Origin of the sequence: Azospira sp. APE16 (genome assembly GCF_047901315.1) — a bacterium.
Taxonomy (GTDB): Bacteria; Pseudomonadota; Gammaproteobacteria; order Burkholderiales; family Rhodocyclaceae; genus Azospira; species Azospira oryzae.
In genome coordinates, this window is the sequence record NZ_CP179682.1 from 1,501,282 (window position 1) to 1,523,265 (window position 21,984).

Below are 21,984 nucleotides of genomic sequence, written 5' to 3' on the forward strand. Positions count from 1 at the left end.
GGACGGTGACAGAAGCCGGCGTCCCGGCCGGGGCGGTGCTCTCAGCCGCTTCGGGAGAGCTGCTTCATGGCCTCGCCCAGGCCGGCCAGGGTCAGGGGATACATGCGCCGGCCCAGCAGGTCCTGCAGCAGCTGGATGGACTGGGTGTGCTCCCAGCGCCGCTGGGGTTCCGGGTTGAGCCAGACGGCGTGGGGAAAGGCCTCGGTGAGGCGGCGGATCCAGGCGGCCCCCGGCTCCGGGTTGGAGTGCTCGACGCTGCCCTGGGGGTAGAGGATTTCGTAGGGGCTCATGGTGGCGTCACCGACGAAGATCAGCTTGTAGTCGCTGCCGTACTTGTGCAGCACGTCGCTGGTGGCGATGCGCTGGTCGAAGCGGCGCCGGTTGTCCTGCCACAGGTTTTCATAGACGCAGTTGTGGAAGTAGAAGTGCTCCAGGTGCTTGAACTCGCTGCGGCAGGCGGAGAACAGCTCCTCGCAGACCTGGATGTGGTCGTCCATGGAGCCGCCCACGTCGAGGAAGAGCAGCACCTTGACCGCGTTGTGCCGTTCCGGGCGCAGCTGCAGGTCCAGGGTGCCGGCGTTGCGGGCGGTGCCGGCGATGGTGCCTTCCAGGTCCAGCTCCTCGGCGGCGCCGCTGCGGGCGAAGCGGCGCAGACGCTTCAGGGCCACCTTGATGTTGCGGGTGCCCAGTTCCACTGAGTCGTCCAGGTTGCGGAATTCCCGCTTCTCCCACACCTTCACCGCGGTGCGGTTGCCGCCGCTCTCGCCGCCGATGCGGATGCCTTCCGGATGGTAGCCGCCGTGGCCGAAGGGGGAACTGCCGCCGGTGCCGATCCACTTGCTGCCGCCGGCATGGCGCTCCTTCTGCTCCGCCAGCCGTTCCCGGAACTGCTGCATCAGCCGCTCCCAGCCCAGGGCCTCCAGCTTCTGCCGGTCCGCCGCGCTGAGATGGCGCCGGGCGGCCAGTTGCAGCCATTCCTCGGGCACGGCGCCGGCGTCGAAGCCGGGCAGGGTTTCCACTTCCCGGAAGTAGGTGGCGAAGGCCTGGTCGAAGCGGTCGTAGAGGCTTTCGTCCTTGATCAGGCAGGCCCGGGCCAGGATGTAGAAGTCGTCCAGGCTGGGGCCCACCACCCGGGCCTGCAGGGCCCCCAGGAGGGTGAGGAATTCGGTGGTGGAGACGGGCAGGCGGGCGTCCCGCAGGTGCAGGAGGAATCCGGCGAGCATGGCCTATTCCTCCACCGCGCCGGCCACTTCGACCCGGTTGCGGCCGCCGGCCTTGGCCCGGTAGAGGGCGGCATCGGCCGCATCCACCAGGGCGTCGGCGCTCTTGCCGTGGCCCGGGTAGCAGGCGACGCCGACGGAGAGGGTGGCCTGCAGGGCCAGGCTGCCGAAGTTCACCGTCAGCCCGGCGAAGCCGGCACGCCATTCCTCGGCACGCTGGCGGGCCGTCTCCAGGTCCACCCCGGGCAGCACCAGCAGGAACTCCTCGCCGCCGTAGCGGCAGGGTACGTCGCCGCTGCGGGCCCGGGCCTGGAGGAAGTGGCCGAGCTGGCGCAGCATCTCGTCGCCGGCCCGATGGCCGTAGGTGTCGTTGAGCTGCTTGAAGTGGTCGATGTCGAGCAGGGCCACGGCCAGGGGATAGCCTTCCCGCTGGGCCCGGGCCACTTCCCGCTCCAGGGTCTCGTCCAGGTAGCGGCGGTTGTAGAGGCCGGTGAGGGCGTCCCGGGTGGCCTGCTCCTGCAGCCGTGCCTGCAGCAGGTTGATTTCCTGGAGGCGGTAGGCCAGCTCGCCGTTGAGGGCCTGCAGGGCCTCTTCTGCCGCCTTGCGTTCGTTGATGTTGTTGAAGGAAACGAAGGCCAGGGGTTCTTGTTCCTCCAGCAGGATGCGGGCCGAGAGGAGGGCCCAGAAGGGCTGGCCGGCCGCATCCCGCAGGCGCACTTCCATGTCGGTCACCACCTGCTTCTGCCGCAGTTCCTCGATCAGCCGCTGGCGCTGGCCCATATCCACCCAGTAGTCCGGGGCATGGCGCCCCACGGCATCCTCCTGGGGCACCTGGAAGCAGGTGGCGGCCCGCTGGTTGATGTAGGTCACCAGGCTGTCCCGGAGGCGGGTGATGACCACCGGGAAAGGGGCGGTTTCCAGCAGGGTGCGGTAGCGCTGCTCGCTGTCCTGCAGGGCGGCGCGGACCCGTTCCCGCTCGGTGACGTCGGCGGCCAGGGCGATGACGCTGGGCGGCCCGCCGGCCTCGTCGCGGAGGATGGCGTTGCTCCATTCGCAGAGGATGGCGCGGCCGTCCCGGGTCAGGTTGCGGTTGAGGGAATACTGGATTTCCGGCCCGCGGAAAATGCTGTCCACGATGCCCTGCACCTGCTGCCGGGCCTCTTCGGGCACCATGTGTTCGAAGAAGCTGCGGCCCAGCATTTCCTCCCGGCGCCAGCCGAAGATTTCCTCGGCCCGGTGGTTCCATTCCAGGACTCTCGCTTCCTGGTCGTAGACGATGGCCGCCAGGGGCGCCGTCTCGAAGATGCGGGCCAGGTGTTCCCGACTCGCCCGCAGGTTGCGTTCGCTGCTGTCCCGCTGGCGCATCTGCCCCTGCAGGCGGCCGTAGAGGCGGTGGATGTAGAGGGCGGCGAGCAGGGCCAGGGCGGCCAGGAGCAGGGTGCCCCAGGCCCACGGCGGCAGGGGCTGGGGGCTGGCCGGGCGGTACAGCAGGGTTTCCACCGCATAGTCCCGGGGCATCATGCCCAGTTCCGCATAGGTGTCGCCGATGCGGCGCCAGCGGGCCGGGCTCATGTGACCCAGTTCCACCAGGGCCGGCTCGATCAGGGGGCGCATGCGTTCCGCCTCGAAGAGGAGGTGTTCCAGGCTGTGGCGGGTGGAGTAGTGCTGCAGAATCTCCCGGGCGGCGGCGTCCGGGTCGGCCAGGGCGGCGGCCCAGCCCTGCAGGCTGGCGCGGCGGAAGGCCTCCACCTGCTGCGGATGGGCGACGGCGTGGGCTTCGGCGGTGAACAGGGTGTCGCCGTAGAAGTCGATGTTGGCGGCCCGGGGCGAGAAGGAAAGGTAGGGGAAGCCGGCCTTTTCCAGTTCGTAGGTCTCGTCCGTGAGATAGCCGGAAACGGCATCCACCTTGCCCGCCATGAGGTCGGCGGCGGAGAAGGAGTGGGGGACGCGCTGCAGGCGTTCTTCCTTGACCTGTTCCCGGCGCAGGAAGGCGAACAGCTCGGCCTCCGTCGGTAGCAGCATGAGGCGCCGCCCTTCCAGGTCGGCCGGGCGGCGGATGGGGCCGCCGGCCCGGGCCAGCAGCACCAGGGGCGAGTGCTGGAAGACCGCGGCCAGGGCCACCACCGGCTTGCCCCGGCTGCGTTCCAGCAGCAGTTCGGAGGCGCCGATGCCGTACTGGGCCCGGCCGGCCAGCACCTCGGCCACCGGGTCGGTGTCGGCCCGGCCTTCGACGATGCGCACCTCCAGGCCCGCCTCCCGGTAATAGCCCCTGGCCTGGGCCATGTAATAGCCGGCGAACTGGAACTGGTGCTGCCATTTGAGCTGCAGGGTGACCGTTTCCAGGGCGCCGGCCGCACCTGCCGCCAGCAGCAGGCACAGGGCCGCCAGCAGATGGCGCAGCAGGCGGCGGTGGGCGGCTCCGGGGGGCATGGTCAGCGTCCCTGTCGGGCGAGGAAGACGAGCTTTTCGAAGAGATGAACATCCTGCTCGTTCTTCAGCAGGGCACCGTGCAGGGGCGGAATGCTGGTGCGGGCATCCTTGCTGCGCAGGGCCTCGGCCGGAATGTCCTCGGCCAGCAGCAGCTTGAGCCAGTCCAGCAGTTCCGAGGTGGAGGGCTTCTTCTTCAGCCCGGCCATCTCGCGCAGGCCGAAGAATACTTCCAGGGCCTCCTGCAGCAGTTCCCGCTTCAGTTCCGGGTAGTGCACGGCAACGATTTTCTCCATGGTCTCCCGGTCGGGGAAGCGGATGTAGTGGAAGAAGCAGCGGCGCAGGAAGGCGTCTGGCAGTTCCTTCTCGTTGTTGGAGGTGATGAAGATGAGGGGCCGGTGCCGGGCCCGCACTGTCTGCCGCGTCTCATAGACGTGGAACTCCATGCGGTCCAGCTCCCGCAGCAGGTCGTTGGGGAATTCAATGTCGGCCTTGTCGATCTCGTCGATCAGCACCACCACCGGGGTTTCGCTCTCGAAGGCCTGCCACAGCACGCCCTTGACGATGTAGTTGGCGATGTCGGAAACCTTGGGGTCCCCCAGCTGGCCGTCCCGCAGGCGGGACACCGCATCGTATTCGTAGAGGCCCTGCTGGGCCTTGGTGGTGGATTTGATGTGCCACTGGAACAGGGGCAGGCCCAGGGCCCGGGCCACTTCCTCCGCCAGCAGGGTCTTGCCGGTGCCCGGCTCGCCCTTGATCAGCAGGGGGCGTTGCAGGGTCACGGCGGCGTTCACCGCCAGGGTCAGTTCCCGGGGGGCGACGTAACGCGCGGAACCGTCGAAACGTGGGGTCATGGGGATGCTCCGGTGGGGTTGGCGGCACGGCGGCGAGGCGGCGCCCGGTCTTTTTCTGTTTCTCATTGTAACGACAGCGTTAAGTGGCCATTTGTTGATTTGTGCCGCTTGCCATTCCTGCCGTTTTGCTATAATCAAAAGCGATATTACAAAAGTTATGCCATTCCAAGAATGGCGTCTTTCCTTAGTCTCATGGCATAGCCTCTTTTTCGCGGCAGCAACGATGAAAATCAATCTTCCGGTTACAAATCAAGAGATTCCCTTTCCCCCCAATCAGTATCTGGTCTCCAAAACCGATCTCAAAGGCGTCATTACCTATGCCAACGACGCTTTCGTCGAGATCAGCGGTTTCTCCCGCGACGAGCTGATCGGTACCAGCCACAACCTGGTGCGCCATCCGGACATGCCGCCCCAGGCCTTTGCCGACCTGTGGCGCACGGTGAAGTCAGGCAATCCCTGGCGCGGCCTGGTGAAGAACCGCAGCAAGGACGGCGGCTTCTACTGGGTCGAGGCCTTCGTCGTACCGGTGGTGAAAAACGGCCATACCGAAGGCTATATGTCGGTGCGCACGCCGCCGGCCCGGGACAAGGTGCAGGCGGCCGAGGCCCTCTACCAGCGCCTGCGGGAGAACAAGAACGCCTCCCTGCCCCAGTCCGCTGCCGGCTTCTGGTCCCGCCTCTCGGTGAAGGGTCGCCTTGGGGCCATGATGGCGGCTTTCGTCGCCATCACTGCGGTGGTGACCGGCATCGGCCTCTCCGGCCTGCAGGAAGGCAACGCCAGCCTGCAGGAGCAGTACCAGCGCAAGCTGGAGCCGACTACGGTGGTGAACGAGGTGCTGGCCCTGCTGGGGGAAAACCGCTCCCAGATCATGCTGGCCCTGCAGCACGATCCCAAGAGCGAACTGGCAAAGCTGCACGACCACGGCCTGGAAGTGCATCTGGAAAAGACCCTGGCCAACCGGCAGCAGATCAACGCCCAGCTCGAAGCCCTGCAGAAGCTGCCCCTGTCGGAGAAGGAGCGGCAGCTGGTGGAGCAGCTGGGGGAGGCACGCAAGCAGTTTTCTGCCGAAGGCGTCAATGCGGCCCGGGATGCCCTCAAGGCCGGGGATTTCCATCAGGCCTCGGTGCTGCTGCTGACCAAGATCAACCCCATCTACGGCCAGGTGCAGCAGGCCGGCAAGGCCCTGGTGGATGAGCTGAAGGCCTCGGCCCGGGCCGATTTCGAGCGGGCCCAGGCACGTTACGAGAACATCCTGTGGGCCATGGCCCTGGCCACCCTGGCGGCCCTGGCCCTGGCGGTGGTGGGTGGCTGGCTGCTGGTGCGGGCCATCGTCAATCCCATGCGCCAGGCCATCGACACCTTCAAGCTCATCGCCGAGGGCGACCTCACCAGCGATATCGACATCAGCCGGCGCGACGAGGCCGGCCAGCTGCTGTGCCAGCTGGCCACCATGCAGGCCACCCTGAAGGCCATGCTGGACCAGATCCAGGAAGCCTCCCGCCAGATGGACCAGCGCTGTAGCCAGCTGGAATCCGAGGTGGCCCTGGTGGCGGCCAAGTCCCAGCAGCAGCTGGACGACGTGCAGAGCGTTGCCGCCGCCACGGAGGAATTCTCCCAGTCGGTGCAGGAAGTGGCCGGCCACGCCGGGGAGACTGCCAGCGCGGCCCAGAACTCGGAACGGCTGGTGGAGGAAAGCAACACCCAGATCGGCCGCAGCATGGCCGTCACCAACCGGGTGGTGGAAGCGGTGACCGGTTCTTCGGCCACCCTGCACGAGCTGAACACGGCCATCGACCAGATCGGCCAGATCACCCAGGTGATCAAGGAGATCGCCGACCAGACCAACCTGTTGGCCTTGAATGCCGCCATCGAGGCAGCCCGGGCCGGCGAGGCGGGCCGGGGCTTTGCCGTGGTGGCCGACGAGGTGCGCAAGCTGGCCGAGCGCACCACCACCAGCACCGCCGACATCACCGGCAACATCGGCGCCATCCAGGGTGCCACCCATGAGGCGGTGAGCCGCATGGAGCAGGCGGTGCGGGAGGTGGAGGAGGGCATCGGCATGATGCGGGAGAGCGTGGCCGGGCTGGAGGGTATTACCGCCGCTTCCCAGCAGGTCAGCGCCATGGCCCGGCAGATTTCCGAAGCCTCCCAGCAGCAGAGCATCGCCAGCCAGGAGGTGAACGGCAGCATGGAGCACATTTCCGTGCTCATCGAGCAGAACACCGCTACCGCCCAGGAGGCCCAGCGGGCCACCGAGGCCCTGGTGTCCACGGCCGAGGGCCTGCGCGCCATCCTGGCCGCCTTCCGCCTGTATCGCTGATCCGGCCTGGCGCCGGCAGCGGCAAACAAAAGGGGCGCCCGCGGGCGCCCCTTGTCATTGGTGCCGGGCCGGTATCAGGTGGTGAAGCGGCCCACCATGGTGTTCAGCTCCCGGGCGATGTTGTCCAGGGCCTCGGCGGTCTCGGCCGTGTTGCGCATGGCGGCGGAGGTCTCTTCCACCATCTGGGCGATCTGCTCCACCCGCTGGGCGATGCTGGTGCTGGCGGTGCTCTGTTCCCGGGTGGCTTCGGCCACTTCCTGGATGCGGTGCAGGGTGGTTTCCGAACCCTCGCGGATCTGCCGCAGGGCGTCGGCGGCGGATTCGGCCAGGGTGACGCCTTCTTCCACCTGGGGCAGGGCTGCATCCATGACCTGCACCGTCTCGTCGGTTTCGGTCTGGATGCTGACGATCATGTCCTCGATTTCCACCGTGGCGGAGGCGGTGCGTTCGGCCAGCTTGCGCACCTCGTCGGCCACCACGGCGAAGCCCCGGCCCTGTTCTCCGGCCCGGGCCGCCTCGATGGCGGCATTGAGGGCCAGCAGGTTGGTCTGGGCGGCGATCTCCTTGATGACGCCGGCGATGCCGGAGATTTCCTTGATGCGGCCTTCCAGGTGGCGGATCTTTTCCGAGGCGCCGGTGACCGAGCCGGCCAGGTTCTTGATGGCACTGGAGGCGGTGGTGACCCGGGTTTCGCCGTCGGCCGCCAGGCTGGCGGAATTGTGGGAGTCGGCCTCCGTATCCCGGGAACTGTCGGAAATGTGGTTGATGCTCACCGTCAGTTCCTCGATGGCGGCGGCCATGGAGGAGGTGGCGTCAGCCTGGTGCTGGGAGGCGGTGGACACTTCCTGGGAGGCGGTGTTGATGCGCTCGGCGTTGTTGGAGAGGGCGGTGGCGCTGTTGCCGATTTCCCGGATCACCTGGCGCAGTTCGCTCACCATCTGGCCGAAGGAGGCGAGCATGGAGCCCTTGGGCGCATTGCCCACCTCAACCGCCAGGTTGCCGGCGGCGGCCTGGCTCATCAGTTTGATGACGTCGGCGGGTTCGCCCCCCACCTGCTGGCGGATGCTGCCGCCCACCAGGAAGGTGGCCACCGCCACGGCGATGAGGATGATGGCGGCGATGAAGGTGTCGGAAAGGGCCCGCTCCCGCACTTCGGCGCTCACGTCGTCCATGTAGATGCCGCTGCCGATGACCCATTCCCAGGGGGCGAACAGCTTCAGGTACTGCAGCTTCTCCACCGCCTTGTCCGCCGGCTGGCCCGGGCGCGGGAACAGGGTTTCGACGAAGGCGCCCTCGGGCGCGGCCTTGGAGGCGGCCAGGATGTTTTTCAGGGTATAGCGGCCGAGCACGTCCTTCACCTCTTCCACCTTGCTGATGCCTTCCCATTCCGGCTTGGTGGTGTGCATGACGGTGACGCCGTCGCTCCTGTAGACGTAGAAGTATTCGGACTTGCCGTCGGCGCCGCCGTAGCGGCCGTGGCGCATGGCTTCCCGGGCCGCCTTCTGGGCCTCTTACCGGCTCATCTTGCCGGCGGCTTCGAGAGCCTGGTAGTTGGCGGCGATGCTGTAGGCCGATTCGACAGCGGCCTTGACCACCGCCTTGCGGCCGTCGGTCAGGTCCCGTTTCACCCCCCAGGCGCTGAGGCCGGTGAGCAGGACCATGCCGATGACGGACATGACCAGCAGCAAGACGAGCTTGGTCTTGAGCGAGAGTTTCGCAAACATGGATTTCCCCCAGGGTGTAGGTTTTTTGTCTATTACTTTTGGCTAATGTGGCTAAATACTGCACCTGTCCGTAGGGGAATGACAAGTGCCCGCCAAAGTCCGCGACAGGCGCGGAATTCCAGGGGGTGGGGGTGGCTGCCGTCAGCCAGGCGTCAGGTTCAGCCGCGGCCGGCGCGCTTGACGGCTTCCAGATAGGCTTCCGGGTCCAGCTGGTTGCCGGCCTGCTGGGCATGCCAGACGGCTTCGCCCAGGCATTCGAGCAGCTGGTGCTTGGCGGCGTGGGGATCGTCCAGGCGCCGGGCCAGGGCGTGGAAGGCTTCCCGGATGCCCCGGGGATGGTCGATGGAAATCTGCTCCTCCACCGCCAGATGCAGGGAGAGGTGCAGGAAGGGATTCATCTGCCCTTCCTCCGGCGTCCATTCCTGGCTCAGGGCCCGCTCCACGTCGGCCAGCAGGGCGTGGTATTCGGGATGCAGGCGGATCAGGTCCACGGCGATGGTTTCGGCGCCCACCAGGGGCAGGCCTTGCCGGTCTTTTTGCCAGGCGTCGCAGAAGAAGCGGCGCACCTGGTCGCGGCTGGGATTGAACATGGCTTAAATCTCGGAAAAGAGGGCGGTGACGACGCTGTTGTGCAGCAGCCGTCCGCCGTTGCTGGGGGCGATCTGGCCGCTGCCGTAGAGGCCCAGCAGGGGCACGCCGGGGAAGCGTTCGGTGAAGACCAGCAGGTCCCGGTCCTCGCCGCCGTAGAAATAGGGGCCGCGGCCGATGCAGGAGAACATCAGGCCCAGGCTGGGCCGGGGCAGCTCATCGCCCAGGGCCACCAGGGTGTCGCGCATTTCCTGTTCCGCCGCCAGGGGCTGGCGCACCGCCCAGGCCAGGGACTGGCCCGGCACCAGCTTGTCGGCCAGGGTGACGACACCTTCCGGGCCGGTGTCGATCACCGGCAGCAGGCGGCAGTAAGTGCCCTCGGGACGGTCCAGGGCATGGCCCGGTTCCGCCACCACGGCGGTGACGTGGTGCAGCAGGCGCCGCTCCCGTTGTTCCAGGGGCAGGGCCCGCAGCAGGGAATCCAGGGCGGTCTGCTGGCCCAGGGTATGCAGGTCGTGTCCCCGCACCTCCACCACCGGCGCCGGTTCGGTGAGCAGGCGCAGGCCGCAGGAGAGGGCGACGCTGGCCTGGCTGCCGGCGATGGCCAGGGACAGGCGGTGGTCGGCGCAGGGGCGGCCCTGCTGCCACAGCGGCCCGGGTTCGCTGGCCAGGGCGTCCAGGTGCAGGGCGCCGAAGCGCTGGCTGCCCGGGGTCGCCCATTCCGGCGGCAGGCTGGAGGCGGAGGCGAGGGAGAGCAGGGGCGCGGCGCCGGGACGGCCCGGCACCAGGGACAGGGGGCCGGCGAAAACCATGGCCGCAGCGGCGGGCCGGTCCAGCACCCAGCCTTCCTCGGTGAACAGGCCGGCGGCCACGCTGCCGGCCACCTGGGTGCAGGCGGCGGCACGGCTGGCGGCGAGCAGGGCCGGTTGCACCTGGCGGGAGAAGTCCTGGGTCAGGTAGAGCAGCACGCTGTTGGCGTGGCTGGCGCCGGCGGCAAGGAGTTTGTCCAGGGCCTGGCGCACCGCGTCCTCCGCCAGGCGGGGCAGGGGATCGTTGCCGGAAACCAGGGCGGTGGCGACAGTCATGGCAGTGCCTCGGGAGGGGCTACAGGTGGGCGGGTTCGGAACAGGTCTTGCCCGGATATTCGCACAGATCGGCGATGACGCAGCGTTCGCATTCGGGCTTGCGCGCCTTGCACACGTAGCGGCCGTGCAGGATCAGCCAGTGGTGGGCATCCAGCCGGTATTCCGGCGGCGTGGTCTTGAGCAGCTTTTCCTCCACCGCCAGCACCGTCTTGCCCGGGGCCAGGCGGGTGCGGTTGCAGATGCGGAAGATGTGGGTGTCCACGGCGATGGTGGGTTCGCCGAAGGCGGTGTTGAGCACCACGTTGGCGGTCTTGCGGCCGACGCCGGGCAGGGCCTCCAGGGCCTCCCGGTCCCGCGGCACCTCGCCGCCGTGCTGTTCCAGCAGGATGCGGCAGGTGGCGATGGTGTTCTTGGCCTTGGTGCGGAAGAGGCCGATGGTCTTGATGTAGTCCATCAGCCCTTCCTCCCCCAGGGCCAGCATGGCGGCCGGCGTCGGGGCGGCGGGGAAGAGCTTGCGCGTGGCCTTGTTCACGCCCACGTCGGTGGCCTGGGCCGAGAGCAGCACGGCGATCAGCAGCTGGAACGGGGTCTCGTATTCCAGCTCGGTGCGGGGCGCCGGGTTGGCGGCTTGGAGCCGGGCGAAAATCTGGGCCCGCTTGGCGGCATTCATGGTCTTGGGCTTGGCTGGAGGTTTGTTTTAGCCACAGAGATCACAGAGAGTGACTTGCCTCGTGATTGAGGCCGGTGGCTGGATTCAATTTTTATCTGACCGGAAAAGCAAGCCGGACGCCATTTTCAGCCGCACCTGGGTGGAGAGTGGCGTCCCTATTGCCTCCCAGGCCAAGCGTCCACATCTTTCTCGGTGTCCTCTGTGCCCTCTGTGGCAAGGGGTTTTCAATGGCAGCCGGCTTCCGCCACCGGCGCCGGCGGAGCCTTCTGCTGGCGGGCGGCGGCCCGGGCTTCGATCCAGTTCTTCCAGGCGATCAGGCAGCCCAGCAGGATGAAGGCGCCGGGGGGCAGGATGGCCAGCAGCAGGCCCGGGTAGTCCTTGGGCAGCAGCTGCAGGGGCTGCAGGCCGGGGAAGACCATGTCGATGCCGGAGAACAGGGTGCCGGCGCCGATCAGCTCCCGCAGGCCGCCGAGGAGGCCCAGGGTCCACAGCATGCCGACGCCCATGAAGACGCCGTCGGCGGTGGCCTGCAGGGGCGGGTTCTTGGCGGCGTAGGCTTCCACCCGGGCCAGCACGATGCAGTTGGTGACGATGAGGGGAATGAAAATGCCCAGTACCAGGTACAGCTCGTGCAGGTTGGCGTTGAAGAGCAGGTCCACCACTGTCACCAGGGCGGCGACGACCAGGATGAAGACCGGGATGCGGATTTCGTGGGGGATGAAATTGCGCAGGCTGGCGATGGCCACGCCGGAGAGGGCCATGACGATGATGGTGGCCAGGGACAGCATGACGCCGTTCACCAGGTTGGTGGTCACGGCCAGCAGGGGGCACAGGCCCAGGATCTGCACCAGGCTGGTGTTCTGCTTCCAGATGCCGTTGCCGGCGATCTGCTTGAATTCCTCGCGGGTGATCATGGTCGGCCTCGCTTATTTCCGGTCCGCTGCGTTCTTGTCGGCCGCGGCGAACAGTTCGTCCCGGTGGGCGTCCACGTAGGCGACGGCTTTCTTCACCGCCTTGACCACGGCCCGGGGCGTTACGGTGGCGCCGGCGTTGGAATCGAAATGGCCGCCGTCCTTCTTCACCTTCCACTCCTTCTCCGCCAGGGTGGCGAGGGAGAGGCCGTTGAACTGGGTGATCCAGGGCCGTTCCTTGTTCCTGTCCTTCTTCGGCTCCACGTAGTCGCCCAGGCCCGGGGTTTCCTTGTGCTGGGTGACGCGCACGCCGGCCACCCGGCCGTCGGCCTGCACCGCCAGGATCAGGCGGATCTTGCCGGCATAGCCGTCCGGCGCCACGGCTTCCAGCACCAGGGCCGCCGGAGCGCCGCCCATGCGGGCGCGGAAGACGGTGGAAGGTTCTTCCAGCCCCAGTTCCGGGGTGGGGGCCAGGGCCAGGGTGTCGTGCAGCAGGTCGTTGTCGTAGCTGGCGGTGGGCAGCACTTCGTTCACCAGCTTCATCTTCTCTTCCGTGGCCGAGGCCTGGATGGCCGGCAGGGTCCACTGGTAGGCGCCCGCCAGGAGGCCGGTGAAGACGATGACGAAGACGAACAGGATGACGGCGGTGCGCGCCGCCATGGTGCCGGCCGTGGGTTCCTTTACCGTCACCATGTCATTGGTCCTTCATGCCGAAGACCTTCGGCTGGGTGTACATGTCGATCAGGGGCACGCAGATGTTCATGATCAGCACGGCGAAGGCGATGCCGTCCGGATAGCCGCCGAAGACGCGGATGATGTAGGCCAGCAGGCCGACGCCGGCGGCGAAGATGAGCTTGCCCCGGGGCGTGGTGGCGCCGGATACCGGGTCGGTGGCGATGAAGAAGGCCCCCAGCATGGCGCCGCCCCCCAGCAGGTGGAAGACAGGATTGGCGAAGCCGGCGGGCTGCCACAGCCACAGCAGGCCGGCGAGGAGGCCCATGGCGCCGAGGAAGGCGGTGGGGATGTGCCAGGTGATGACCTTGCGCCAGATGAGGAAGAGGCCGCCGGCCAGATAGCAGAGGGCGATCACCGCCTGGGCGTTGCCTGCCAGGAAGGGCAGGGGCCCGCTGTGGCCTTCGTCGGCGCGCAGGGCGGTCTTCAACGCATCCAGCGGGGTGGCGCTGGTCATGCCGTCCAGGCGCGGTGCCAGGCCGAAGATCCAGTCCAGCTGCTGGGCCGGCGCCAGGTGGGAGCCGGGGCCGGGCCACTGGGACATGAGGGCCGGGAAGGAGACGATGCACACGGCGAAGGCGATCATGGCCGGGTTGAAGGGGTTCTGCCCGAGGCCGCCGTAGAGGTGCTTGGCGACGACGATGGCGAACAGCACGCCGACCACGGTGAGCCACCAGGGCGCCACCGGCGGGAAGGTGAGGGCCACCAGCCAGGCCGTGACCACGGCCGAGCCGTCGCCGAGGAAGAGGGCCAGGGGCTTGTCCCGCAGGCGCAGCATGGCGGCCTCGGCGGCCAGGGCGGTGAGGGTGGCGATGGCGATCTGGGCCAGGATGCCCGCGCCGATGAGCAGGGCGTAGGCGACAATGCCCGGCACCAGGGCCAGCAGCACCTGGGTCATGACCCGGCGCACCGAGGTGTCCTTGAGCAGGTAGGGGGAGGTGGAGAATTCCATGACCGGGGCGTCAGTTCTTGGGGGTTTGGCCGTCGTCCGCCGGAGCGGCCGGGGCGGCCTCGGCGGGATGGGCTTCGGGGTGGGCCAGTTCGGTCTTGGCGATGTCCCGCAGGCGGGCGCGGCGGGCCTCGATGTCGGCCACTTCCTGCTGCTGGGCGGGGGCCAGGTCGTCCGTATTCTGGGGCTGGGCCTGGGCGCGCTGGGCCTTGGCCCGCTCCATGGCGGCGGCGATGGCAGCTTTCTTGGCAGCTGCGGCGGCCTCTTCCGGACTCTGGGCGGCCGGCGTTGCAGTGGCTTCGGCCGGGGTGCCGCCTTCGGCAGCAGCGGCAGCGGCGGCTTCGGCGGCCTTCTTGGCGGCCTGGGCAGCGGCGGCCTTGGCCAGCTTCTCGGCCTTTTCCTGCTTTTCCCGCTCGTCCCGGAGCTGCTTGAATTCGAAACGGGTCTTGGCGCCGTCGGCCGCCTTCTTGTCCCGTTCCCGGGCCCAGATCTCGCTCTTGGCGAAACGGAAGTACTGCACCAGGGGAATGCGGGAAGGGCAGACGAAGGAGCAGCAGCCGCACTCGATGCAGTCGAAGATGTTGTATTCCTGGGTCTTGCCGAAATTCTTGGCGCGGGCGAACCAGTACATCTCGAAGGGCTGCAGTTCGTGGGGGCAGACCTGGGCGCAGGAGCCGCAGCGGATGCAGGGCATCTCCGGCGCCTTGGGCGGGAACAGGGCCGGCGAATGGGCGATCAGGCAGTTGGTGGCCTTGACCACCGGCGCCTTGGCCTCGGGCACCAGGAAGCCCATCATGGGGCCGCCCATGATGATGCCGTCGGTGTCCGCCTTGGGGCCGGCGATGGCCAGCAGTTCGTCCATGGGGGTGCCGATCAGCACCTCGTAGTTGCGTGGCTCGGCCACGTTGCCGGTGAGGGTCACCAGGCGGGAGATGACCGGCTCGCCGTGGCCCAGGGCGCGCCAGGCAGTGTAGGCGGTGGCCACGTTGAAGCACTGCACGCCCATGTCGGTGGAGCGCTTGTTGGCGGGCACTTCCTTGCCGGTGAGGACGCGGATCAGCTGCTTGGCGCCGCCGGCCGGGTACAGGGTGGGCACGCTGACGACCTGGAAGTCCTCGCCCGCGGCCTGTACGGCCTGGGCCATGGCGGCGGCGGCTTCCGGCTTATTGTCCTCGATGCCGATGAGGACCTTCTTCGGCTGCAGCAGGTCGCGGAAGATGGCGATGCCCTTGACCACCTCGGCCGCCCGTTCCCGCATCAGCAGGTCGTCGCAGGTGATGTAGGGCTCGCATTCGGCGCCGTTGATCACCAGCTCTTCCATGGGCACGCTGCGGGAAGCCTGGGTCTTGGCGTGGGAGGGGAACGCGGCCCCGCCCAGACCCACCACGCCCATGTCACGCAGCAGTTCGCGCACCTGTTCCGGGGTCAGGGTTTTGTAGTCGACGCTCTGCCGTTCGATCCAGCGGTCCTCGCCATCCGGCTCGATGACGACGCAGTCGGTGAGCAGGCCGGAGGGGTGGGCGGCGGCGTACATGCCCACTTCCCGCACGGTGCCGGAGGTGGGGGCGTGCACGGCGGCGGAGATCCAGCCGTCGGCCTCGCCGATCATCTGGCCCTTCAGCACCTTGTCGCCCACCTGCACCAGGGGCCGGGGCGTGCCGCCGATGCTCTGGTGCAGGGGCACGGCCACCACGGAGGGCAGGGGCGCCTTGGCGATGGGCAGGGTGACGGACTGGGCCTTGTTGGTGGCCGGCTTGACGCCTCCCTTGAACTTGAACAGCTGCATCAGGCCCATGGCTTAGGCGACCCTCTTCAATTCAACGACCGGGTATTTCCACTTCCACGTATCCACCGTTTCCTGGATCGGCTCCATGGTGATGCATTCCACCGGGCAGGGCGGCAGGCACAGCTCGCAGCCGGTGCAAAGGGATTCGACGATGGTGTGCATCTGCTTGGCGGCGCCGACGATGGCATCCACCGGGCAGGCCTGGATGCACAGGGTGCAGCCGATGCAGGTGTTCTCGTCGATGAGGGCCACCTGGGGCGGCTTCTCCACCCCGTCCAGGGGCTTGGCTTCCCGGCCCAGCAGGTCGGCCAGCTTGCCCACCCCCTCGGCACCGCCGGGGGGGCACAGGTTGATGTCGGCCTCGCCCTTGGCGATGGCTTCGGCGTAGGGCTTGCAGCCCGGGTAGCCGCACTGGCCGCACTGGGTCTGGGGCAGGATGGCCTCGATCTTGTCCACCAGGGGATCGCCGTCCACCTTGAACTTGACCGAGGCAAAGCCCAGGGCGGCGCCCAGGACGACGGCCCCCAGGGCCATGATGGCGATGGCGATGAGCATTATTGGTACTTGTCCAGGCCGGAGAAGCCCATGAAGGCCAGGCTCATGAGGCCGGCGGTGACCATGGCGATGGCGACGCCGCGGAAGTGAACCGGCACGTCAGCCCCCTCGATGCGCTCCCGGATGCCGGCGAAGAGCACCAGCACCAGGGAGAAGCCGACGGCGGAGCCCATGCCGAAGAGCAGGGACTCGACGAAATCGTAGTGGTTGGCCACGTTGAGCAGGGGCACGCCGAGCACGGCGCAGTTGGTGGTGATCAGGGGCAGGTAGATGCCCAGCACCTGGTGCAGCACCGGGCTGGTCTTCTGGATCACCATTTCGGTCAGCTGCACGATGGCGGCGATGGTGACGATGAAGGAGAGGGTGCGCAGATACTCCAGGCCGAAAGGCATCAAGAGGTAATGGTCGATGATGTAGCTGGCCCCGGTGGCCACGGTCAGCACGAAAGTGGTGGCGGCCCCCATGCCGAAGGCGGTTTCCAGTTTCTTGGAAACGCCCATGAAGGGGCAGAGGCCGAGGATTTTCACCAGCACCACGTTGTTCACCAACACGGCGCCGATGACGATGAAGAGATAGTGGCTGATCATGGTCGGATTTTCAGGGGCGGTGCATTATCCCGCCGAACAACGTAAGGGGCAACCTTGGCGGCCCTGGGGGCATTGCCCGCCGGGCCGCCCCGGAGGGCTCAGCGGCCCATCCGGCAGAGGGTTTCCGCTGCCTCCCGGACCAGGTCCGGCCCCCGGTAGATGAAGCCGGAATAGATCTGCACCAGCTTGGCGCCGGCCTCGATCTTTTCCGCCGCATCGGCACCGGAGAGGATGCCGCCGACGCCGATGATGGGCACCTCGCCCTGCAGGGCGGTGGCCAGCTTGCGGATCACCTGGGTGGACAGGTCCCTCACCGGGGCACCGGAGAGGCCGCCGGCCTCGTTGCCGTAGCGGCAGCCTTCGACGCCGTTGCGGGAAAGGGTTGTGTTGGTGGCGATGACCCCGTCCATGCGGTGCTGGCGCAGCAGGTCGGCGATGGCCTGGATCTGGGCGTCGTCCAGGTCCGGGGCGATCTTCAGGGCCAGGGGGGTGTGCTTGCCGTGCTTTTCCGCCAGGCGGGCCTGGGCCGCCTTCAGCTGGCGCAGCAGGTCGTCCAGGGCGTCGTCCCGCTGCAGGTCGCGCAGGTTCTTGGTGTTGGGGCTGGAGATATTGACCGTGACGTAGCTGGCGGCGGCATACACCTTCTCCAGGCAGATCAGGTAGTCGTCGGCGGCCTTCTCGATGGGGGTGTCGAAGTTCTTGCCGATGTTGATGCCGAGGATGCCGCCGCACTTGGGGAACTGGGCCAGGGCCACGTTCTGCAGCAGGTGGTCCACCCCCTCGTTGTTGAAGCCCATGCGGTTGATGATGGCCTGCTTCTCCTCGATACGGAACAGGCGGGGCTTGGGGTTGCCCGGCTGGGGCCGGGGCGTGACGGTGCCCACTTCGAGGAAGCCGAAACCCATGGCGGCCATGCCGTCGATGCATTCGCCGTTCTTGTCCAGGCCGGCGGCCAGGCCCACCGGGTTGGGGAAACGGAGGCCCATGACCTCCACCGGGCATTCCTGCGCCTTCTTGCCCATGAGGCAGGACAGACCGGCAGCGTGGAGGGCGGCCAGGCCGTTGAGGCCGATGCCGTGGGCCTTCTCCGCATCCAGGGAGAAGAAGATTTTGCGGGCGAGTGAATAGAGCATGGGCGCGATTTTACCGCAATGCACCATGGACCGGTCTTGCGGCATATGACTAAAGGTAAGGGCGCAGTTTTACCACACCCCGAGAAGCATTCCTATCTGCGAGATTGAATTGCGTATCGTAAAATGCTATTCGCACGGCATGGGACGGGCTGCGTCGGCCCAATTGGCGCGGTGTTCAGGGCGGAAGGGCGGAGACGGCGTCCATGCTGCCTGAATAAAGCGCCTGCGGCTCGGCTGGGATGGGGTGGATACGGCTTTTCGTGCAGGTTTTTCCGTTCTACAATAAGAATAATTCTTATTCGTTTCTTTCCTTTGCCATGAGCGCCGTCATTTCCCAATCCGATCTGGCCGTGGCCGCCCTCTACCGGGAGTACGGCGGGTGGCTGCGTTCCTGGCTGCGGCACAAGCTGGGTTGCGCCGAGAGCGCCGCCGATCTGGCCCAGGACACCTTTTGCCGCATCCTGCGGCGGGAAAATCTGGAGGGGCTGCGGGAACCCCGGGCCTACCTGACCACGGTGGCCCACGGCCTGGTGGTGGACCACTGGCGGCGCCTGGAGATCGAACGGGCCTACCTGGAAGCCCTGGCCTGGCAGCCCGAGGCCCTGGCTCCGTCGCCGGAGGAGCGGGCCCTGGTGCTGGAGGCACTGCTGGAAATCGAGGCCCTGCTCGCGGCCCTGCCGGAGAAGGTGCGCCAGGCCTTCCTCCTGGCCCAGCTCGATGGCCTGGGCTACCGGGAGATCGGCGAGCGCCTGGGCGTTTCCGAGCGCATGGTGAAGAAGTACATGGCCCGTGCCATGCTCCACTGCCTGTTGGCCGGAGGCGCCGCTTGAGCGCCCGGGCCGGCATCCAGGCCACCGACTACCGGGTGCTGCAGGCCGCGGCTGAATGGTTTGCCGTGCTCCACGACCCGGGCGTCAGCGCCGCCGAACGGCAGCGCTGGCAGGCCTGGCTCGAAGCCCGGGAGGAACATCGCCGGGCCTGGCAGCAGGTGGAGGCGGTAAGCCGCAGCTTTGCCAGCCTGCCCCGGGCCGGCCAGTCCGGCGAAGCGGCCCGGCTGGCGGTGGAGGCGGGCAGTCGCCAGCGCCGCATGCAGCGGCGCCAGGCCATGAAGGCCCTGGTGCTGTTCGCTGCCGTCGGCGGCATGGCCTGGGGCGGCCGGCGCCTGGGACTGTGGCCCGGCGAAGCAGCGGATTTCGAGACGGCCCGGGGCGAAACCCGGGAAGTGCAACTGGCCGACGGCACCCGGGTCTGGCTCAACACCGACAGCGCCATCAGCGTGCGCTTCCAGACCGGCGAGCGCCGCCTGGGCCTGCTGCGCGGTGAGGTGCTGGTGGAAACGGGCAAGGGCGAGCCGGGCGTGGACGACGAAGCGGCGCTCCGGCCCCTGCGCCTGGCCACGCCGGAAGGCCTGCTGCGGCCCCTGGGTACCCGCTTTCTGGTGCGCCGGGACGAAGACGCCGGTGCCGGCGAATCCCTGGCGGTGTTCGCCGGGGCGGTGGAAATCACGCCCCATGACCAGCCCGGGACCCGGCAGGTGATCGCCGCCGGCCAGGAAGTGCGCTACGACCGGAATGGCGTCGCCACCCCGGTACCGGCCCAGGCGGCGCGCCAGGCCTGGAGCCGGGGCATGCTGGTGGCCGATGACATGCGCCTGGGCGACTTCCTCGCCGAACTGTCCCGCTACCGCAGCGGCCACCTGGGCTGGGACCCGGCGGTGGCCGAGCTGCGCCTGGTGGGCGCCTTCCCCCTGGGGGATACGGACCGCATCCTGGCCAGCCTGGAGGAAAGCCTGCCCTTGCGGGTGCGCCGCACCCTGCCCTGGTGGGTCAGCGTGGAGCCCCGCTGAGGTTCTGTCACTGCGCCGGCCCCGGCCTGGACCGGATTTGAAGCAGGTCAGGCGGCGCCCCCAAATATTTGTTGCCGCTCCGGTTCCCTTTTTCGTTTCCCCCTCGGCAATGCAGATGAGCCCCCTGCGGCGCACATCTTCCACGCATTGATAGAGGTTTCCCCATGTCCTTCGCCCTGCCTTCCCGCCGGCCCCTGGTGCTGGCCCTGCAACTGGCCTTCGTCGCCGCCCCCATGCTGACGCCCGCCCTGATGCCGGCGGCCCAGGCCCAGGCGGCGGCACGCAGCTACAGCATTGCGGCTGGCACCTTGAGCCGGGTCCTCAGCCAGTTCGCCGCCGAGGCCGGGGTGCTTCTATCCGTTGATGCCGCCCTCACCGAAGGCAAGCAGAGCAGCGGTCTTCAGGGCAGCTACGGTGTCGCCCAGGGATTGGAGCGCATCCTGGCCGGCAGCGGTCTGGAAGCGGTGCCCCAGAACAGCGGCGGCTATACCCTGCGCCGCCTGCCCGCCGGCAGCGGCAAGGAGGCGGCCCTGGCCACGGTGGCCGTCACCGCCAACAGCGCCGGCCAGCCCGGCCAGCAGCCCAAACCCTATGCCGGCGGCCAGATGGCCCGGGGCAGCCGGGTCGGCCTGCTGGGGGACCTGGACATGATGGACACCCCCTTTGCCACCGCCGCCTACACCTCCCAGCTGATGCAGGACCAGGCCGCCAAGAGCGTGGCCGACGTGGTGGCCAACGATCCGGCGGTGCGGGTCTATCGCGGCTACGGCAACTATGCTGAGGCCTATACGGTGCGCGGCCTGCCCCTCTACGCCGACGACCTGGGCTTCAATGGCCTCTACGGCCTGCTGCCGCGGCAGTACGTGGCGGTGGAAATGCTGGAACGGGTGGAGGTGTTCCGCGGCGCCAACGCCTTCCTCAACGGCATGGCCTCCGGCAACTCCGGCATGGGCGGCAGCATCAACCTGGTGCCCAAGCGGGCCGGCGAGCTGCCGGTGACCCAGGTGACCGGCACCCTGCACGGCGATTCCCTCTTCGGCGGCCATGTGGATATCGGCCGCCGCTTCGGTCCGGACCAGTCCGTGGGCGTGCGGGTCAATGCCCTGAGCCGGGACGGCGAGGGCTCCATCGACCGGGAAAAGCGCAGCCTGGACATGCTGGCCGTGGGCCTGGATTTTCGCGGCGACAAGCTGCGCCTCTCCGCCGACTTCGGCTACCAGAAGAGCAAGATCCGCCAGGGCCGGCCCAATGTGCAGGTGGCTGCCGGTGTGGCCGTGCCCACGGCCCCGGATGCCAGCCGCAACTTCGCGCCGTCCTGGAGCTATTCCGACACCGAGGACACCTTCGCCGCCGTGCGCGGTGAGTACGACCTGAACCAGGACTGGACCGCCTACGCCGCCTACGGCGTGCGCTACAACAAGGAACTGGGCATCTACGCCACGCCGACGGTGAACAGCAGCAACGGCAACGCCACCATTTCCCGCTTCGAAGTGCCCCACGAGGAAGACGTGTCCACCGGCGAGGCCGGCCTGCGTGGCAAGTTCTCCACCGGCGGCGTCAGCCACCGGGTCAGCCTTTCCGCCAGCCGCACCAACCTGGTGGGGCGCAATGCCTGGGCCATGTCCTGGCCGGCCCAGAACACCAATATCTACAACCCGGCGGACCTGGCCAAGCCCGGCCTGGCCTTCTTCGGTGGCGATCTCAACAATCCCCAGCGCACCGCCGACACCCGCCTCTCCAGCATCGCCGTGGCCGACACCCTGGGCTTCCTGCAGGACAAGGTGCTGCTGACCCTGGGCGCCCGCCAGCAGAAGGCCCTGGTGGGCAACTATGCCTACGGCAGCGGGGTGCAGAGTTCGGTGTACGACGTTTCCGTTACCACCCCCTCCGCCGGCCTGGTGGTGAAGGCGGCCGACAATCTCTCCCTCTACGCCAACTACATCGAAGGCCTGCTGCAGGGCGGCGTCGCTCCCACCGGCACCGCCAACCAGGGCCAGGCCCTGGCGCCTTTCCGCTCCAAGCAGAAGGAAGTGGGGGCCAAGGCCGACTTCGGCCGCATCGCCGCCAGCGCCGCCCTGTTCGAGGTGAACCAGCTGAGCGCCGCCACCAATCCGGGCACCAACGTCTATGAAGTCAGCGGCGAGCAGGTGAACCGGGGCCTGGAACTGAGCCTCTTCGGCGAAGCCAGCCGCAACCTGCGCCTCATCGGCGGCATCACGGTCATGGATGCCAAGCTGGAACAGGCCGCCAGCGCCGCCAACGTGGGCAAGCAGGCCATCGGCGTGGCCAGATTCCTGGCCAACCTGAGCGGCGAGTACGACGTGCCCGGCGTGCCCGGCCTGGCGGTGGTGGGGCGCATGGTGCATACCGGCAAGCAGTACCTGGATACGGCCAACACCCAGGAAGTGCCGGCCTGGACCCGCTTCGACGCCGGCGTGCGCTACGGCTTCCAGGCCGGCAGCCAGGCCGTGGTGCTGCGGGCCAACATCGAGAACCTGGTGGACAAGAACTACTGGGCTTCCGCCACCGGCGGCTACCTGACCCTGGGCGCCCCCCGCACCCTGACCCTCTCCGCCACGGTGGATTTCTAAGGGCTT

Annotated in this window: 19 protein-coding genes; 4 read left to right on the plus strand and 15 right to left on the minus strand. The window is 67.9% G+C overall.

What is annotated here, in order from left to right:
- Positions 1 to 41 precede the first annotated feature (41 nt).
- From ACLSSQ_RS07300 to ACLSSQ_RS07310, 3 genes are read right to left on the minus strand one after another with little or no spacing between them, the layout of a single operon-like run.
- The gene (locus ACLSSQ_RS07300; RefSeq protein ID WP_416244174.1) at positions 42 to 1,223 is read right to left on the minus strand and encodes a vWA domain-containing protein; all 1,182 of its coding nucleotides are present in this window, start codon (positions 1,221 to 1,223) and stop codon (positions 42 to 44) included.
- Positions 1,224 to 1,226: 3 nt separating this feature from the next.
- Positions 1,227 to 3,650: a diguanylate cyclase gene (locus ACLSSQ_RS07305; RefSeq protein WP_416244175.1), complete on the minus strand. Its 2,424-nt coding sequence runs from the start codon at positions 3,648 to 3,650 to the stop codon at positions 1,227 to 1,229.
- A gap of 2 nt (positions 3,651 to 3,652) precedes the next feature.
- Positions 3,653 to 4,501 carry an AAA family ATPase gene (locus tag ACLSSQ_RS07310; RefSeq protein WP_416244176.1) on the minus strand — a complete coding sequence of 283 codons (849 nt, stop codon included), beginning with the start codon at positions 4,499 to 4,501 and terminating at the stop codon, positions 3,653 to 3,655.
- Between the two features lie 223 nt (positions 4,502 to 4,724).
- Here ACLSSQ_RS07310 and ACLSSQ_RS07315 point away from each other — a divergent pair, with 223 nt between their 5' ends.
- Positions 4,725 to 6,821: a methyl-accepting chemotaxis protein gene (locus ACLSSQ_RS07315; RefSeq protein ID WP_416244177.1), complete on the plus strand. Its 2,097-nt coding sequence runs from the start codon at positions 4,725 to 4,727 to the stop codon at positions 6,819 to 6,821.
- A gap of 74 nt (positions 6,822 to 6,895) precedes the next feature.
- Here ACLSSQ_RS07315 and ACLSSQ_RS07320 read toward each other — a convergent pair whose 3' ends face one another.
- From ACLSSQ_RS07320 to ACLSSQ_RS07375, 12 genes are all read right to left on the minus strand, one after another.
- On the minus strand, positions 6,896 to 8,305 hold the full coding sequence (locus ACLSSQ_RS07320) for a methyl-accepting chemotaxis protein (protein ID WP_416244178.1): 1,410 nt from the start codon (positions 8,303 to 8,305) through the stop codon (positions 6,896 to 6,898).
- A gap of 27 nt (positions 8,306 to 8,332) precedes the next feature.
- The gene (locus ACLSSQ_RS07325; RefSeq protein WP_232058834.1) at positions 8,333 to 8,545 is read right to left on the minus strand and encodes a hypothetical protein; all 213 of its coding nucleotides are present in this window, start codon (positions 8,543 to 8,545) and stop codon (positions 8,333 to 8,335) included.
- Positions 8,546 to 8,703: 158 nt separating this feature from the next.
- On the minus strand, positions 8,704 to 9,135 hold the full coding sequence (locus ACLSSQ_RS07330; RefSeq protein WP_130458721.1) for a DUF1841 family protein: 432 nt from the start codon (positions 9,133 to 9,135) through the stop codon (positions 8,704 to 8,706).
- A gap of 3 nt (positions 9,136 to 9,138) precedes the next feature.
- On the minus strand, positions 9,139 to 10,218 hold the full coding sequence (locus ACLSSQ_RS07335; RefSeq protein WP_152088981.1) for an FIST C-terminal domain-containing protein: 1,080 nt from the start codon (positions 10,216 to 10,218) through the stop codon (positions 9,139 to 9,141).
- A 19-nt stretch (positions 10,219 to 10,237) separates the two neighbouring features.
- Positions 10,238 to 10,888, minus strand: a complete 651-nt coding sequence (gene nth, locus ACLSSQ_RS07340; protein WP_014238001.1) for an endonuclease III — start codon at positions 10,886 to 10,888, stop codon at positions 10,238 to 10,240.
- 224 nt (positions 10,889 to 11,112) lie between these two features.
- Complete coding sequence (gene rsxE / locus ACLSSQ_RS07345) at positions 11,113 to 11,802, minus strand: electron transport complex subunit RsxE (protein WP_014238000.1); 690 nt, start codon at positions 11,800 to 11,802, stop codon at positions 11,113 to 11,115.
- Positions 11,803 to 11,814: 12 nt separating this feature from the next.
- Positions 11,815 to 12,492 (minus strand): electron transport complex subunit RsxG, encoded by a 678-nt coding sequence (rsxG, locus tag ACLSSQ_RS07350; RefSeq protein ID WP_014237999.1) that lies wholly within the window; start codon positions 12,490 to 12,492, stop codon positions 11,815 to 11,817.
- A gap of 1 nt (position 12,493) precedes the next feature.
- Complete coding sequence (locus ACLSSQ_RS07355; RefSeq protein WP_152088983.1) at positions 12,494 to 13,483, minus strand: RnfABCDGE type electron transport complex subunit D; 990 nt, start codon at positions 13,481 to 13,483, stop codon at positions 12,494 to 12,496.
- 10 nt (positions 13,484 to 13,493) lie between these two features.
- The gene (gene rsxC / locus ACLSSQ_RS07360; RefSeq protein WP_416244179.1) at positions 13,494 to 15,275 is read right to left on the minus strand and encodes an electron transport complex subunit RsxC; all 1,782 of its coding nucleotides are present in this window, start codon (positions 15,273 to 15,275) and stop codon (positions 13,494 to 13,496) included.
- Between the two features lie 3 nt (positions 15,276 to 15,278).
- Positions 15,279 to 15,821, minus strand: coding sequence for an electron transport complex subunit RsxB (rsxB, locus tag ACLSSQ_RS07365; RefSeq protein WP_014237996.1), 543 nt, complete (start codon positions 15,819 to 15,821; stop codon positions 15,279 to 15,281).
- Positions 15,821 to 16,405 carry an electron transport complex subunit RsxA gene (gene rsxA, locus ACLSSQ_RS07370; RefSeq protein WP_130459282.1) on the minus strand — a complete coding sequence of 195 codons (585 nt, stop codon included), beginning with the start codon at positions 16,403 to 16,405 and terminating at the stop codon, positions 15,821 to 15,823. The genes rsxB and rsxA overlap by 1 nt, the downstream gene beginning before the upstream one ends.
- 101 nt (positions 16,406 to 16,506) lie before the next feature.
- On the minus strand, positions 16,507 to 17,541 hold the full coding sequence (locus ACLSSQ_RS07375; protein ID WP_416244180.1) for a quinone-dependent dihydroorotate dehydrogenase: 1,035 nt from the start codon (positions 17,539 to 17,541) through the stop codon (positions 16,507 to 16,509).
- A gap of 317 nt (positions 17,542 to 17,858) precedes the next feature.
- On the opposite strand from ACLSSQ_RS07375, the gene ACLSSQ_RS07380 reads away from it, so the two are divergent.
- The 3 genes from ACLSSQ_RS07380 to ACLSSQ_RS07390 all read left to right on the plus strand — a co-directional run bounded on the left by ACLSSQ_RS07380 (position 17,859) and on the right by ACLSSQ_RS07390 (position 21,978).
- Complete coding sequence (locus ACLSSQ_RS07380; RefSeq protein WP_416244181.1) at positions 17,859 to 18,371, plus strand: sigma-70 family RNA polymerase sigma factor; 513 nt, start codon at positions 17,859 to 17,861, stop codon at positions 18,369 to 18,371.
- Positions 18,368 to 19,387, plus strand: coding sequence for a FecR domain-containing protein (locus ACLSSQ_RS07385; protein WP_416244182.1), 1,020 nt, complete (start codon positions 18,368 to 18,370; stop codon positions 19,385 to 19,387). The genes ACLSSQ_RS07380 and ACLSSQ_RS07385 overlap by 4 nt, the downstream gene beginning before the upstream one ends.
- 164 nt (positions 19,388 to 19,551) lie before the next feature.
- The gene (locus ACLSSQ_RS07390) at positions 19,552 to 21,978 is read left to right on the plus strand and encodes a TonB-dependent siderophore receptor (RefSeq protein ID WP_416244183.1); all 2,427 of its coding nucleotides are present in this window, start codon (positions 19,552 to 19,554) and stop codon (positions 21,976 to 21,978) included.
- Positions 21,979 to 21,984: the final 6 nt, after the last annotated feature.

Excerpts from the sequence above, each read along its gene's own strand:
- ACLSSQ_RS07300 (WP_416244174.1), bottom strand. The coding sequence starts at position 1,223 with ATGCTCGCCGGATTCCTCCTGCACCTGCGGGACGCCCGCCTGCCCGTC.
- ACLSSQ_RS07305 (WP_416244175.1), bottom strand. The coding sequence starts at position 3,650 with ATGCCCCCCGGAGCCGCCCACCGCCGCCTGCTGCGCCATCTGCTGGCG.
- ACLSSQ_RS07310 (WP_416244176.1), bottom strand. The coding sequence starts at position 4,501 with ATGACCCCACGTTTCGACGGTTCCGCGCGTTACGTCGCCCCCCGGGAA.
- ACLSSQ_RS07315 (WP_416244177.1), top strand. The coding sequence starts at position 4,725 with ATGAAAATCAATCTTCCGGTTACAAATCAAGAGATTCCCTTTCCCCCC.
- ACLSSQ_RS07320 (WP_416244178.1), bottom strand. The coding sequence starts at position 8,305 with ATGCGCCACGGCCGCTACGGCGGCGCCGACGGCAAGTCCGAATACTTC.
- ACLSSQ_RS07325 (WP_232058834.1), bottom strand. The coding sequence starts at position 8,545 with ATGTTTGCGAAACTCTCGCTCAAGACCAAGCTCGTCTTGCTGCTGGTC.
- ACLSSQ_RS07330 (WP_130458721.1), bottom strand. The coding sequence starts at position 9,135 with ATGTTCAATCCCAGCCGCGACCAGGTGCGCCGCTTCTTCTGCGACGCC.
- ACLSSQ_RS07335 (WP_152088981.1), bottom strand. The coding sequence starts at position 10,218 with ATGACTGTCGCCACCGCCCTGGTTTCCGGCAACGATCCCCTGCCCCGC.
- nth (WP_014238001.1), bottom strand. The coding sequence starts at position 10,888 with ATGAATGCCGCCAAGCGGGCCCAGATTTTCGCCCGGCTCCAAGCCGCC.
- rsxE (WP_014238000.1), bottom strand. The coding sequence starts at position 11,802 with ATGATCACCCGCGAGGAATTCAAGCAGATCGCCGGCAACGGCATCTGG.
- rsxG (WP_014237999.1), bottom strand. The coding sequence starts at position 12,492 with ATGGTGACGGTAAAGGAACCCACGGCCGGCACCATGGCGGCGCGCACC.
- ACLSSQ_RS07355 (WP_152088983.1), bottom strand. The coding sequence starts at position 13,483 with ATGGAATTCTCCACCTCCCCCTACCTGCTCAAGGACACCTCGGTGCGC.
- rsxC (WP_416244179.1), bottom strand. The coding sequence starts at position 15,275 with ATGGGCCTGATGCAGCTGTTCAAGTTCAAGGGAGGCGTCAAGCCGGCC.
- rsxB (WP_014237996.1), bottom strand. The coding sequence starts at position 15,821 with ATGCTCATCGCCATCGCCATCATGGCCCTGGGGGCCGTCGTCCTGGGC.
- ACLSSQ_RS07375 (WP_416244180.1), bottom strand. The coding sequence starts at position 17,541 with ATGCTCTATTCACTCGCCCGCAAAATCTTCTTCTCCCTGGATGCGGAG.
- ACLSSQ_RS07380 (WP_416244181.1), top strand. The coding sequence starts at position 17,859 with ATGAGCGCCGTCATTTCCCAATCCGATCTGGCCGTGGCCGCCCTCTAC.
- ACLSSQ_RS07390 (WP_416244183.1), top strand. The coding sequence starts at position 19,552 with ATGTCCTTCGCCCTGCCTTCCCGCCGGCCCCTGGTGCTGGCCCTGCAA.